Below are 13,405 nucleotides of genomic sequence, written 5' to 3' on the forward strand. Positions count from 1 at the left end.
TTTGCTATTTCGATAAAAGACCTCTAGAAGGTCACATTTCTATAAACCATCTCTCCCTTTTTAACAGTAAGTACTGGTTCGAACACCCTATTGCTTTCTCTAAATGAAGCTGTCTCATCTGTATACGGTCTGTCGCCGAATACATTTTTACCTTCATGTACTCGGAACACTGCAATATCAGCCTGTTTTCCTTCCTTAAGGCTACCTACACGATCCGAAATTCCCATATTTTCTGCATTATTCCAAGTCGCAGCCTTAATTACTTTCTCAAAAGGCATTCCCAGATACGTGTATTTTGATATCTGCATTGCCATATTAAATGCTGTCGGACGTAAATGCATGCTTAGGCGGGTAACATCAGTGCCTAACAGATCCGGGTAGAATTTTTCAGCGATTGCTTTTTCGGAAACCTCAAATGAGAAGTGCGCTCTTGCATCCGCTGCTTCAAAAATAATGCCTCGTTCTCTCGCTTTCCATACGCAGTCAGCAACATGACCATTTTTTAAAATTGTATAACCAACATTCTGATACATGTGTGTCACGATATCACCTGGTCTAAGAATCTCTAAAACCTTTTCCATCTCTGCCGGTGGATTTGTAATATGTACCATCAACGGTCTGTTAATTTTTTCTCCAATTTCAACTGCTGCTTTTAATGGTTCAAGTCCCAGCTCCCCTACAATATTTTTGCTTGTTCGAAGTTTTAAGCCAAGCAGTTCATCTCCGTACTTGTCAAATAATTCTTTGAGTTTTCCCACATCCATGTGCTCTGGTTTAACATCTTCCATCTGCTTTGGAAGTGTAGATAAACCCACACTGCAAACATTGATATACGGCATAATTGATAACTTTTCCATTCCGATCCAGCCACGATACTGTTCATAATTGTCACAGCCCGTGCTTCCTGCATCCACTGCAGTCGTAACTCCAGATCCAAAGCATACTGCTTCACCAGCTGTTCCAATTGCTGCCAATGGATAAATATGAGTATGATGGTCAATTAATCCTGGCGTTACATAGCATCCGTCTGCATCAATTTCACTTGTTGCATGTTCTTCTATATAAGAACAAACTTTTACAATTTTACCGTCTTTTACTGAGATATCGCCTTTCGCGATCTTTTCATTCTCGACATCAACAATCAGTCCATTTCGAATAATAATATCTTCCATTTGCACACCTCATAATAAAAAGGGACATTGAGCTTCTCAATGTCCCTACCAACAGTATCCATGTGAAAAGGGGCATTTACACAGCCTTCCTTTTATGACTGAGCTTTTTTCTTCTTTCGTGCACTCATTAAAGGCGAGAAGCAACTTGCCACACAAACAATCAGAAGAACAAGGCTGATTGGTCTTGTTATGAAGCTCATTAAAGTTGCACCTATAGCTTTATGGCATAAGTTAAATGCCTGCATAAATCCAGCCTCTGCAAGAGAACCAAGCATTAAGCCAAGAACGATTGCAGAAATATCAAATCCAGCTGTCTTTAAGAAATACCCGACAATACCAAAAATAAGCATAATATAAACATCTGTAATATTATTGCTTGCCGCATAAGAGCCTACTACACACAGAACACCAATACCTGCTAATAGAAATCCTTTCGGTACTTTAACCACCTGCGCAAACTGTTTTGCACCAATTAATCCTACAATTGTGAATGCAAACTGGGCAAGTACGAAACCTGCTAAGAACGGATATGTTACATGCGCATAGTTTGTAAATAAACTGAATCCCGGATTCAAACCCTGAATCATAAGTCCACCCATCAGCACTGCTGCTACGGAGTTTCCAGGAATGCCGAGCGTGAGCATTGGGATCAAAGATCCACCGCAAACCGCATTATTTGCTGACTCTGTCGCAGCTACACCTTCGCGACATCCTTTCCCGAAGTCATCCGGTGTTTTTGATGTTCTCTTTGCCTCATTATACGCCATATAACCAGCAATATTTCCGCCAGCTCCTGGTACGATTCCTACAAACGCGCCAATGATAGAAGACTTGATATAGGTAAGTGGATATCTCACGAAATCCTTCGGTGTGATCTTCGGTACGTGAAGTTTTTTAATATTATCGTCTGTTAACACACCTGTTTTTTCTCCTGATGAAGTCAACAATTGTGTCAAAGAATATAAACCAACAATTGCAGGGATAATTGCAATGCCGCCATATAAGGCCGTAATATTAAAGGTATATCTTGGATATGCTGTCGCAACATCCATTCCAACCATTGAAACAAGAAGACCTAATAATCCAGAAAGGAATCCTTTTAAAAGAGAACCGCTTGAAAGAGATACGATGATCGTCAGTCCGAATACGGCCATCATTGCGTTTTCCTGAGATCCAAATTTCAATGAGAAATTTGCGATTGGAGGTGCCAGAAAGAATAATGCAATCGCTCCTGCAATTCCTCCCCAGAAAGATGCGATGCACGCCTCCTGCAACGCCTCACCACCACGTCCTTTTCTTGTCATTGGAAAACCGTCCAGAGTTGTAGCTGCTGAAGCCGGTGTACCAGGTGTATTAAGCAGACATGCAGAAATACTGCCTCCATATGTTGAACCACAATAGATACCGGCCAGCATGATCAATCCACTCGCCGCATCCATTCCATAAGTAAGAGGAATCAGCACCGCCACACCCATTGTAGATGATACACCCGGAAGTGCTCCAAATAAAATTCCTAAAACAGTTCCCCCCATAAGGAGCAGTAAGTTCATTGGGTTAAACGCGGTACTAAAACCCATCAGAATATTGGATAACATATATTTTTCTCCTCCTTAGATCAAAAATCCTTTTGGCAACGGAACCTGTAAAAACATACTAAAGATACCATAAATAACCGCTAACACCCCAATTGCCACAACTGGATATGTCCATAACTTATGTTTTTCAGTATCAATTACATATGAAAACGCCATCATAAACACAAAAGAGATCGTGTAAAATCCCACTACTTTAATTAAACCAACATACACTACAAGCATCAGAATTGCGATTGCGATCTTCTTTGATCCTTCTTTTTGTTCTGCCAGTGCTGCAGCATCAAAATTCTCATCTTCCTTGTAGTGCATATAAAATGTACGCACAAACAGCATAACACTCAAAATACATCCAAGGACTGTGATTCCTGTCGGAATAATTTTCGGAATATCTGGGAACTTTCTGCTGTAAACAAACGCAAATCCAAACACAAGGAATAAGAACACAGCCGATATGCGTTCTTTTAATTTCATCGTCATACTAATCAACCCTTTCTGTATCTAAAACTATTGGGCGATACAGAATGTATCCGCATCGCCCACTTTTCTTCGCTTCTTACATTCCAAGAGATTCTTTTAAATCATACCAAATCGGGTTGTATTCGCTGAAGGTCTTTAATGCCTCATCCGTGTTCTGGAAGCGAATTACAAGTCCCATGTTATCTGCTTCTGCGATGAAATCCGGATCCTCACAAACCTTTTCCATGATTTTATCCCAGTACTCAACAATTGCAGGATCAACTTTTGAGGACATTGCTAAGCCACGGTATGTGGAAAGAGAAGTACAATCATATCCAAGCTCTTTTACTGTAGGAACATCGTCATAAATTCTTTCATCTGTCATTGTGAATAATACTTTACACTGTTTTTCATCTAACATTGTTCTTGCCTCGCTGACACCTGCCGACATTACATCACAATGTCCGCCAAGAAATGCTGCTTTTGCTTCAGAGGAGCCATTATATCCGATGATATTAAACTCTACACCAGCTGTATTTGCAATGTACTGTGTTGCAAGAGCTGCGATAGTACCTGTTCCAGATGCCGCAATGCTGATCTCGCCCGGATGATCCTTTGCATATGCAAACATTTCTTCTGCTGTAGTAAATCTTGTTTCATCCGGCTTCACAGCCCATACACGGTCATCTGCTACAAAGAAGCCGATATGTCCCATATCATTTACGACATCAAATGGGCAGCTGGAATTCGTGGTAGAAACATACTGTGCGCCCGGATCGATATGCCACATAACAGATCCGTCTGCAGCACGCCCTAAACCAGTCTGGATTCCTACAAGTCCGCTTCCGCCTGTAATATTTTCAACGATCAGTGTTGCATCTGTCCATTTCTGAGCATATTTAGCAAATAAACGATCACCAAGATCTACACCGCCACCAGCCGAGAATGGAGCAATAATCGTCACAGTACCAGACGGATATGTCTTTCCATCTGCAAGTGTGATCGTCTTAGACCATTCACCTGTATCTCCTGTCGATGTAGCCTGTGTATCAGAAGCTGTTGTTTCCTTTTCGGCCTGAGTCGTTGCTGTTGCCGTTGTCTCCGGCGCTGTACTGTTTGAAGCGCATCCAGACAAACTTGACATAACGAGTGTTGCTGCTGCCAGTAAAGCTATACGTTTTTTCATATTGATTCCTCCTAAGTTTTTCTTTTGTTGTTATTTGTGCTGTTTTTTTCTTGATTTTTGTCTGTCTTTTTATTGATTTTATATTATCATCATTAGACAAATATATCCAACAATGATTTTATATATTCTTAACAAGTTTTCTTTGTAGTTATTGGGATATTGATCTATTTTTTTGCTATTAAGCACTTTCTTTCCCACGCAGTATATATTGCTTATTCACTACATACTTCAGTGCCTTCTCTTCCTCCAGCAATTCAATATTCTCCGTGATCATCGGGAACATGACATCTGAGATATCCGCAGAACCGCCGCCTACATGTGGTGTCACGATAATGTTCGGATTTTCGAGAATCAAACTGCCCGGTTTTGCCGGTTCTTCCTCCACACAGTCGATTCCGGCACCTGAAAGTTTTCCGGAATTGACTGCGTTCACAACAGCCTCATCATCCATAAGTCCGCCTCTCGCAACGTTGATTAGGATCGCGCCGTCCTTCATTTTTTCGATTTCCTTCTCACCGATCATATGACGCGTGGAATCCATGAGCGGTACATGAAGGGTGATCACGTCGCTTGTACGGATCAGTTCCTCAAGTCCTACATATTTCATATGCAGTTTTTCTTCCATCTCCTCCGGCAAGCGGAACGGATCGTAATACTGGACTGTAGATCCGAAGGCCTGTACCCTGGATGCCACCTGACGACCGATATTTCCTCCGCCGATGATGCCGACTACCTTATTGTTTAAAGTTCTCGTCAGGTTTAAAAATGTGTTCTTACTCCACTCCCCCTGATGAATCGCACGGTCATGGCAGATCAGTTTTCTTCCGACTGCTAACATCAATGCCACCGTAAGCTCCGCCACAGCATACGCGTTTGCTCCCGGAGTATTGCAGACATAAATTCCATGTTTTCCTGCTTCTTCAATGTCAACAGAATCAAAACCGGCTCCCCAGCGCATGATCATCTTTAATCCTTTGATCCTTGCGACTACTTCCTTCGGCATTTTTAAAATTCGAAGAACGATGGCGTCTGCCTCTGTCAGTGCATCAAATTTCTCCTGTGTATCAACTTCAACCACTTCAATTTCCGGCTTTTCAGAAAAATAATTTTTAAACTTTTCAAATGTACCTGCCGGATATGTTCCTACGATTGCTACTTTCACGTTTTTTCCCTCTTTTTATTTGATTTTCTCTGCCACTTCTCTCATGAGATCTTCGCCCGGATTCTTTCTGTTGATCTTGCTGACCTCAACGATCAGTTTATAGAGATCAACGCCTGTATCTTTTGCGACCGCCTTGAAAGTCTTTCCGAAGCTGGAATGCGCTCCGGATACGCCGAGGATCAGGTCGTACGGCGGGATCGCGTCATGGTAGGAGTGCTTTTCCATTGCCGGAAGAAGTCTCTGGTCGATTCCGTTTAACATCGCGTAAAGGTCAATATCCTTGAACTCCCCGTATTTCTGCATAAATGCCACAGCTGCCTCTGTCGGAAGGTTTCCTGCGCTTCTCGCCATTCCCATAAGACCGCAGTCTAAAATATCTGCTCCGCTCTCATAGGCAGCGATGGCATTTGCTGCGGAAAGTCCAAGGTTATTGTGACAATGGAAAGCCACCGGGATCTTAACCGCGTTCTTGCAACACTCCGTTGCTCTCTTTACGTCATCCGGCATCATAGTTCCGGCGGAATCCATGATCGTAAATTCGTCAAGTCCGATGGACTCCAAGAACTTCGCTTCCTCCGCCAGTTCTTCCGGAGTGAGAAGATATGCTTTCATTGCGGAGTAGTACGCTTTCATTCCGCATTTCTTGATCGTTTTTACCGGAACTTCTGAGATCTTTCTCGCATCCCCGGCATCAGCACCACAGCGCAAGAACTTCATTCCCTTGGATGCCGCACGCTCAACATTCGGTTCGCGGAATCTCTTTGCGTTTAAGAACATGCCGATCTCTGATTTTCCCAGATACGGCTGTACCAGATCCAGATACTCCATGTCAGTCAGGGCGTTTGTGAATCCCGCAACCTCATAAGCTCCGATTCCGCCTGCGTTTCCGAATTCAATAATCGGAACATTGCTCTCTGTCAGGATATCCAGAACGATCTTTGTGATCTCCGCGTCAAACCCTTTTCCTACTACATTTGCACCGTCTCTCAAAGTACAGTCCATCAATCTAACCATCACAAATACTTCCTTTCGTTAATTTGCTGTAAAATATACTGGATTTCTTGTTGTTTTTATACTATCATACAGTTATGACAGTTTTCCAACAGTTATATTTTTAATTTTAAACAGCATTTTCCTGTGGAGGCATCTATGAACCTTAAAACATGTCAGTACTTTGTAGCACTTGCGGAAGAAATGAATTTTACAAAAGCATCCGAATCTCTTCATATCACACAGCAGTCCCTCTCCGGCTCGATCAAGCGCCTAGAAGAGGAATATGGAGTGGAGCTGTTTCAGCGAAAACCATATCTGAAGCTCACACCTGCCGGGGAGACTATGCTTTTTTACTCAAAACAGATGCTGCGAAATGAATCCCAGATGATGGCATCCCTGGCGGATCTCTCCGCCGAATGTTCCGGTCATCTTGTTCTTGGAATGTCAAGGCAGCGGATCCAGGTATTCTTTCCGGGAATCTGGGAGCGATACCACAACGCCTACCCAAATGTTTCTCTGGATCTTCGTCAGTCTTATACTCTGAAAATGGCTGACTCTCTTCAGGCTGGAAAGCTCGATCTTTTCATCGGTGTTGATGTTCCAACTGCATCTAATCTAAATATGATCCCTTTAGCGTCCGAATACCTTTTCTGTCTGATCCACGATAATATTCTGAAGGAATGCTGCCCGAATCACTGGCAGGAACTTTTAAATAAAAGTGCCATCGAAGGTCTTGATGTCTCTGATCTCAAAGACTTTCCAATCCTCCTCCTCGCTTCGGACAACCGAATCCGTTCTCTTTTAGAACGCGCCTATGATCGTTGTGGAATCATGCCTAAGACAATTCTCGAGGCATCTGACCAGAACATCATCTATCAACTCGCCTGTTCTGCCCAGGGAGCCGCTTTCCTGTCTCCGATGATCCTTTTTGATCATAAAAAAGGGGCGATCACTTGGCCAGAGAACTGCCATTGTCTGAGGATGAACCACTCTTTCTCAAAAATCGATATCTCCCTGGTCTACCGCAATGACCTGATCCTGCCCCACTATGCTGAAGGCATGAAAAAAGCCATCACACAGGAATTTTATTCCTACGCGATGGCGATGAAGTCGATTTCTTAAACAAAAGCTGCCTAAAAATATTTTCAGGTAGCACTCTTTATTATTTTAGTTGAATGGAACCTTATATTTCATACTGATTTCCTCAAGTTCTTTTACCACAACATCTGAAATTTCCATTCCCTCTCTCTGCGCTTGTTCTGCACGATTCAATTCAATCTCACCTGGTAGATAAATTTCATCACAGTCTTCTGCTCTTGGTGATTCTTTAATTGATGTAAGAATTACATCTGACTGTTCCTTAAATTTTTGTTCTTCAACAACTGCACCAACATTAATTGCACCAATAAAATAACCAACATCCTGCTTTTTTCCACTAAAATCATAAAATGATCCCATTGTTAATCCACTTTTAGCTCCTGCCAGTCCGCAGCACATCAGTTCGATCAACAAACCAATTCCATACCCCTTGGCTCCGCCAAACGGAAGCATGCACGATACTTTATTAGGATCAGTTGTCGAATGTCCATCTTTATCAATTGCCCATCCTTCTGGAATTTTTTTCCCATTTTTCTTTGCGAGTGTCACTTTTCCTCTTGCAACAACACTGGTCGCCATATCAAGCGAAACTGTCCTATATTTTTCAGAAGGCACAGACACTGCAAGCGGATTTGTCCCAAGAATTGCTTTCTTTCCCCCTATCGGAGCCAATGCTGCCGGTCCATTGGTCATTGCGATTCCTATCATTCCATTCTGTGCTGCATAATCAGTAAAAAATTCCCCCATTCCAAAATGATTTCCTCCTTTTACCGCCGCAAAACAACAACCTATCGTTTTTGCTTTCTCAACACATAGTTTCATTGCATCCATTGCTGCTGGAACTCCCAGTCCATTGTTTGCATCCATCAGGACCAATGCTGGAGTTTCTTTTATAATTGTTGTTTCTGCATGTGCATCGACAAGTCCCGCCTCCAAACGATACGCATATGTTTTTAATCTTGTGACACCATGAGAAGAAATTCCTCGCATGTCTGCCGCTATGAGACTTTCTGCAAATAAATCACTTTTCTGCTTTGATAAGCCATTTTTTTGCATAATTGCACTTGCAAATTCACGCATCTTATTACAATTATATTTCATGATGACCTCCACTCTGCTAATCGGCTTTTTCAGAATATTGTTTGTATTTTTGTATTCTGATTAACATTTTCCGCCAACCGCTCTTGTTTTTTTGTTAGCTTTATAGTAGTATATTTATACTACTAAATCCAACGGAGCTTTTTTTTATTCTCTACAAATAAATTTTGTAATTAAGCATATGGAGGGCTTTATGGATATTGAAAGTTTATATTATTTCTCGGAACTATCAAAAAGTTTAAATATGACACATACAGCCAATCGATTATATATATCTCAGCAAACACTCAGCAATCACATTCAGCGTCTTGAAAACTTTTATGGAACCCCACTCTTTTATCGAAAGCCAAAACTATCTCTCACTTCGGCAGGCACAGAGGTATTAAAATTCGCTGATATGGTCATTATTAATCATCAAAATTTAAAAGATACACTTTCTGATATGTCCAAAGAAGAACGTGGCACTATCCGTTTTTCTTCAAGTGCATTGCGCCTAAGTACATGTTTTTCAGCTGTTCTTCCTAAATTTCACGAACGATATCCTCTTGTGGATTTTCAAATTACAGAAGCTGTTACTTCTAAACTGGTGCCTCTTTTAACCAGTAACGATCTTGATTTGGGAATTATCGCCTATTCAGATAGTCATCCTGAAATTGAACAAAAGCTGCTCCTAAACGATAAATTATATTTATGTGTTTCCGAGAAACTTTTAGATCAATTCTACCCTCTTACAAAAGAGAGTTTAAAAGAGCAGGGAATTCAAGGAATTGAAATCACACATTTTTCTGAGCTTCCCTTCTGTGCTTTTAAAAATATTGTATGGAATAAAATCCGTTCTTGTTTTGATATTGCTGGGATTCAACCTAAAATTTATTCTTACAGCACCTACACGCCTCTTGGATTTCAACTATGTTCCCAAGGTTTTGCTGCATGTATCATGACACAAATGCATCTTGCTAACCATTTAAAAGAGATTCCATCAGATATGAATATATTTCCAATTTATTCAAATGGAGTTCATCTTCCTCACCAGCTTGCGATTGCCTACTCAAAAGGCCGCTATCTGCCGCTATATATGAAATATTTAATTGAACTTCTCCTTGAGTATGCATCTACAGTTGAAACCGTGCACCTTGCACATAAAGCTGACCCACTTGTATAATGACGTACCAGTGATTTTTTCAATTCAACAACATTACCTTTTCAATCTTACTAAAAACAGATTGTTTTATTTTGCGAACACTTCCCACTATAATAAAGACAGTGAAAAACAGCTTATCAAAGACGTTTCATTATAGGAACATGGGTTGGAAAATTTACTGTCACAGGAAATTATGTCCGAAAGCCGCACGCCTCTTGAAGATACAGGCCATAATATAATTATCTACGGTCGCGTTTTCAAGACCGCTGATGTTCTCACTGATTTCCATGAAAGTCAGCCGTATGCTATGATCGTTCGTATCACATCAACCACTCGCAAAGTGATTGAGCCAAACCCGAACTTAAAAGTTATCGTTCGTCACGATGCCGATTTCGACGTTCTTGACGTAAAAACATACCCTGACAACAACATTCAAGTTCTCCACGAACCGGCCGCAAACAGTACCTCCATTGCAGAGGCAGCAATATAGCTCACCTTAGAGTGCAGCCGTAACGTGACTATTCTCCATAAGACATGGGTATGTTGCGATAAATCAGACAATTTCTACAAGATAAAATTAAAAGTGCGCAAGAACACATTAAAGGCAGAACCATCAATCTGATCGGCAGCGACAACACCGGATGCTACGTTACAAAGCACTGTCTCACATTCAAGATAAATATTCTCGCATACGATCCGTAAAAGCCAACTTCTTTTCTCATATAGCGAAAATAGGCAGGACTTATCAAGATGATAGGTTCTGCCTGTTTTTTGCTGTATCTTCATAGAAGAAACCTGTTAGAAATTTTTCTGTAGCTTTTTATAGTCAGTTAACGGTTATTTATTTTCAACTCTCCCTTAATTCTCTCAAGATCATACTCCGGCGCTGCTTTCACTACCGCCTCGTATATTTCTTTCAGCTGATCTTCCGATGTTTCCAGAGCATCCGCAATCCGTTCCAGCGACTGACCTTTCCGTACTTTTTTTATTACTAATTCAATCTGGTTCTGCATGCGTCCCTGGTCCAAGCCACTGCCATATCCACTATCATATCCATTATCGTATCCTTCTTCATACCCACATTCCCTCACATTTTTCAGATGCAGCTCTTCGTTATATTCTGTCAATACCACGTTTCGCACCTCCGCTCTGTTTTTCTTTAAAAGATCCTTCAACACGCCCTCTTTCAAGGACTTACTGATTGCTTCATCTACAGCTTCCTCCAATGTCTTTCCGACACGGACTCCCTGTCTCACATTTTCCACAAAATAAGAATAATCGTGCAATGTCTGGCACTTCTCCATTAATTTCTGATTGTATCCATAATTAATATTTAACATGATCGCAGTACACTCCAGCGCTGCCTCCTCATCCTGCCCGCCTTCAAATGAATCTGACAGCCGGAGAATCCTTCTTTCCGGTTCCTTCTTTAAACCGTTATAAAAGACAAGAAACTTCGGCTTTGGGATCATGATCTGCTTTTCGGAATACATATCAAGATGGTTGCTTTCTATCCATCCCTTTAGCAGATCTCCAAAATATATGGTTCCCCTCAATGGCATGTTTGGATTACTGGTACTCTGGGCTTCATACAAATTCAGATAATGTGCAAACAAGAATGAGACATCATTTTTCATCCCCATATACACCACATCTTCCAGCGTATTAATCTCCAGATCGTCCGCATTCGTATACGAACTTCCGTTTACTGCGTTATACAGGCTCAGTAACTCCTCCTTCCCATGAAACACCAGTCGGAAAAGGCTGTCTTTAAAGTTTCTCTTTACTTTCGTCATAGTTTCTCCTTTCATTGTACACGATATAGAGTTTTTTTGCAATTTCGTGGGAACGATTTCAGAACTGAAGTCAGATACCACAGACGCCCGGAATCACGGGCAGGGATCTCCAGGAAAGAGATCTGTTTGATAATCTTATATTAGCATATTTGCCTTATAAAAGAAAGTGCTATAATATATAAGCGTCTCTTTTCGTACCAGCGATTTTCAACAACATTTCCTTTTCAACCTTACAAAAACAGATTGTTTTATTTTGTGAACAATCTCCGCTATAATAAAGACAGTGAAAAACAGTTTATCAAAAATGTTCCATTATAGGAGGTATTATCATGGGTTGGAAAATTTTACTCCCACAGGAAATTATGTCCGAAGGCCGTAAGCTTCTTGAGGATGCTGGTCATACCGTAATCGACGGCCGCGGATTTGAGACAGAGGACGTTCTCGCTGATTTCAAGGAATATCAGCCGGACGCTATGATCGTCCGTATCACACCGATCACACGTGAAGTGATCGAGTCAAACCCGAACTTAAAGGTTATTGTTCGTCACGGCGCCGGTTTCGACGCTCTTGACGTAAAGGCCTGCCACGACAACAATGTCCAGGCTCTCTACGCACCGGTCGCAAACAGCACCTCCGTTGCAGAGACAGCTATGTTACTCATCTTAGAGTGCAGCCGTAACGTGACTGTCCTTCATAAGACATGGGTAAATGACTTCTACAAGGCAAAATTAAAAGTCCGCAAGAACACATTAAACGGCAAGACCATCGGTCTGATCGGCTGCGGCAACATCGGAAGCCGCGTTGCAAAGCGCTGCCTCGCATTCGAGATGAATGTTCTCGCATACGACCCGTACAAACCAGCTTCTGAGTTCCCGGACGGCGTTGAGGTTGTCCGCGACCTTGACCGCATCTTCAAAGAGTGCGACTATGTTTCCCTTCACTGCCCGAACACTCCGGTTACCAAGAACATGGTAAATAAAGAGCGTCTCGCAATGATGAAACCGACAGCATTCTTAATCAACACCGCACGCGGCGGCTGTGTGGACGAGGATGCTCTCTACGAGGCATGCAAGAATGGCGTGATCGCAGGTGCCGGTCTTGACGCAATCAAGAAGGAACCGGTTGATCCGGCTAACCCACTCTTAACTCTCGACAATGTTATCATCTATCCGCATATCGGCGGCAACACATCTGAAGCTGCCCATCGTGCTTCCTACTTCGCAGCTATGGGCGTTCAGGAAGTCTACGAAGGCAAGAAGCCGACATGGCCGATCAACGATGTTGACTATAAGACAGCTAAGACCTACACAGACACAAAGAAACCGGATACAAAACCGGCTGGAATGTTTGATTTCTAAACAATCGTTTGCCAACTTCTTTTCTCATATAACGAAAGCAGGCAGGACTTATCGGAGTGATAGGTTCTGCCTGTTTTGTTATACGTTTATAATTTTCATTCCCATGTATACCACGTCTTCCAGTGTGTTGATTTCCAGATCATCTGCATTCGTATACGAGCTTCCATTTACCGCATTATACAGACTCAGTAACTCCTCCTTCCCATGAAATACCATTCGGAAAAGACTGTCCTTAAAGTTTCTCTTTACTTTCGTCATAGTTTCTCCTTTCATTGTACACGATATAGAGTTTTTTTGCAATTTCGTGGGAACGATTTCAGAACTGAAGTCAGATACCACAGACGCCCGGA

Annotated in this window: 13 protein-coding genes; 4 read left to right on the plus strand and 9 right to left on the minus strand. The window is 41.9% G+C overall.

What is annotated here, in order from left to right; genetic code table 11:
* Window positions 1-23 precede the first annotated feature (23 nt).
* The 6 genes from DXA87_RS01335 to DXA87_RS01360 all read right to left on the minus strand — a co-directional run bounded on the left by DXA87_RS01335 (window position 24) and on the right by DXA87_RS01360 (window position 6,585).
* On the minus strand, window positions 24-1,172 hold the full coding sequence (locus DXA87_RS01335; RefSeq protein ID WP_181968272.1) for an amidohydrolase family protein: 1,149 nt from the start codon (window positions 1,170-1,172) through the stop codon (window positions 24-26).
* Window positions 1,173-1,264: 92 nt separating this feature from the next.
* Complete coding sequence (locus DXA87_RS01340) at window positions 1,265-2,767, minus strand: tripartite tricarboxylate transporter permease (RefSeq protein ID WP_117503042.1); 1,503 nt, start codon at window positions 2,765-2,767, stop codon at window positions 1,265-1,267.
* A gap of 15 nt (window positions 2,768-2,782) precedes the next feature.
* Window positions 2,783-3,244: a tripartite tricarboxylate transporter TctB family protein gene (locus tag DXA87_RS01345; RefSeq protein WP_117503043.1), complete on the minus strand. Its 462-nt coding sequence runs from the start codon at window positions 3,242-3,244 to the stop codon at window positions 2,783-2,785.
* Window positions 3,245-3,320: 76 nt separating this feature from the next.
* A complete protein-coding gene (locus DXA87_RS01350) occupies window positions 3,321-4,409 on the minus strand; it encodes a tripartite tricarboxylate transporter substrate binding protein (RefSeq protein WP_117503044.1) in 1,089 nt (362 codons plus the stop codon).
* A gap of 178 nt (window positions 4,410-4,587) precedes the next feature.
* Window positions 4,588-5,571 carry a 2-hydroxyacid dehydrogenase gene (locus DXA87_RS01355; RefSeq protein WP_117484179.1) on the minus strand — a complete coding sequence of 328 codons (984 nt, stop codon included), beginning with the start codon at window positions 5,569-5,571 and terminating at the stop codon, window positions 4,588-4,590.
* Window positions 5,572-5,586: 15 nt separating this feature from the next.
* Entirely contained in the window at window positions 5,587-6,585 is a 999-nt protein-coding gene (locus DXA87_RS01360) for a 4-hydroxy-2-oxovalerate aldolase (RefSeq protein WP_181968273.1), read from the minus strand.
* A 135-nt stretch (window positions 6,586-6,720) separates the two neighbouring features.
* Between DXA87_RS01360 and DXA87_RS01365 the strand changes: the two genes are divergently transcribed.
* A complete protein-coding gene (locus DXA87_RS01365; RefSeq protein ID WP_117470585.1) occupies window positions 6,721-7,686 on the plus strand; it encodes a LysR family transcriptional regulator in 966 nt (321 codons plus the stop codon).
* Between the two features lie 45 nt (window positions 7,687-7,731).
* Here the strand turns inward: DXA87_RS01365 and DXA87_RS01370 are convergent, their stop codons facing one another.
* The gene (locus tag DXA87_RS01370) at window positions 7,732-8,763 is read right to left on the minus strand and encodes an Ldh family oxidoreductase (RefSeq protein ID WP_117503046.1); all 1,032 of its coding nucleotides are present in this window, start codon (window positions 8,761-8,763) and stop codon (window positions 7,732-7,734) included.
* Between the two features lie 190 nt (window positions 8,764-8,953).
* Between DXA87_RS01370 and DXA87_RS01375 the strand changes: the two genes are divergently transcribed.
* Together DXA87_RS01375 and DXA87_RS18295 are read left to right on the plus strand one after the other, a co-directional pair.
* On the plus strand, window positions 8,954-9,922 hold the full coding sequence (locus DXA87_RS01375; RefSeq protein ID WP_117512780.1) for a LysR family transcriptional regulator: 969 nt from the start codon (window positions 8,954-8,956) through the stop codon (window positions 9,920-9,922).
* 145 nt (window positions 9,923-10,067) lie between these two features.
* Window positions 10,068-10,391, plus strand: a complete 324-nt coding sequence (locus DXA87_RS18295; RefSeq protein ID WP_242990594.1) for a hypothetical protein — start codon at window positions 10,068-10,070, stop codon at window positions 10,389-10,391.
* A 340-nt stretch (window positions 10,392-10,731) separates the two neighbouring features.
* Here DXA87_RS18295 and DXA87_RS01385 read toward each other — a convergent pair whose 3' ends face one another.
* The gene (locus tag DXA87_RS01385; protein ID WP_117503047.1) at window positions 10,732-11,697 is read right to left on the minus strand and encodes a hypothetical protein; all 966 of its coding nucleotides are present in this window, start codon (window positions 11,695-11,697) and stop codon (window positions 10,732-10,734) included.
* Window positions 11,698-12,026: 329 nt separating this feature from the next.
* Between DXA87_RS01385 and DXA87_RS01390 the strand changes: the two genes are divergently transcribed.
* A complete protein-coding gene (locus DXA87_RS01390; protein ID WP_015555029.1) occupies window positions 12,027-13,055 on the plus strand; it encodes a hydroxyacid dehydrogenase in 1,029 nt (342 codons plus the stop codon).
* 78 nt (window positions 13,056-13,133) lie between these two features.
* Here the strand turns inward: DXA87_RS01390 and DXA87_RS01395 are convergent, their stop codons facing one another.
* Window positions 13,134-13,313: a hypothetical protein gene (locus DXA87_RS01395; protein WP_117470914.1), complete on the minus strand. Its 180-nt coding sequence runs from the start codon at window positions 13,311-13,313 to the stop codon at window positions 13,134-13,136.
* Window positions 13,314-13,405: the final 92 nt, after the last annotated feature.

Source organism: Desulfotomaculum sp. OF05-3, assembly GCF_003435535.1.
Taxonomy (GTDB): domain Bacteria; phylum Bacillota; class Clostridia; order Lachnospirales; family Lachnospiraceae; genus Pilosibacter; species Pilosibacter fragilis.

Bases quoted from the DNA above. Each gene is read 5' to 3' on its own strand.
- DXA87_RS01335 (WP_181968272.1), bottom strand. From the start codon at position 1,172: ATGGAAGATATTATTATTCGAAATGGACTGATTGTTGATGTCGAGAAT.
- DXA87_RS01340 (WP_117503042.1), bottom strand. From the start codon at position 2,767: ATGTTATCCAATATTCTGATGGGTTTTAGTACCGCGTTTAACCCAATG.
- DXA87_RS01345 (WP_117503043.1), bottom strand. From the start codon at position 3,244: ATGACGATGAAATTAAAAGAACGCATATCGGCTGTGTTCTTATTCCTT.
- DXA87_RS01350 (WP_117503044.1), bottom strand. From the start codon at position 4,409: ATGAAAAAACGTATAGCTTTACTGGCAGCAGCAACACTCGTTATGTCA.
- DXA87_RS01360 (WP_181968273.1), bottom strand. From the start codon at position 6,585: ATGGTTAGATTGATGGACTGTACTTTGAGAGACGGTGCAAATGTAGTA.
- DXA87_RS01365 (WP_117470585.1), top strand. From the start codon at position 6,721: ATGAACCTTAAAACATGTCAGTACTTTGTAGCACTTGCGGAAGAAATG.
- DXA87_RS01370 (WP_117503046.1), bottom strand. From the start codon at position 8,763: ATGAAATATAATTGTAATAAGATGCGTGAATTTGCAAGTGCAATTATG.
- DXA87_RS01375 (WP_117512780.1), top strand. From the start codon at position 8,954: ATGGATATTGAAAGTTTATATTATTTCTCGGAACTATCAAAAAGTTTA.
- DXA87_RS01385 (WP_117503047.1), bottom strand. From the start codon at position 11,697: ATGACGAAAGTAAAGAGAAACTTTAAAGACAGCCTTTTCCGACTGGTG.
- DXA87_RS01390 (WP_015555029.1), top strand. From the start codon at position 12,027: ATGGGTTGGAAAATTTTACTCCCACAGGAAATTATGTCCGAAGGCCGT.
- DXA87_RS01395 (WP_117470914.1), bottom strand. From the start codon at position 13,313: ATGACGAAAGTAAAGAGAAACTTTAAGGACAGTCTTTTCCGAATGGTA.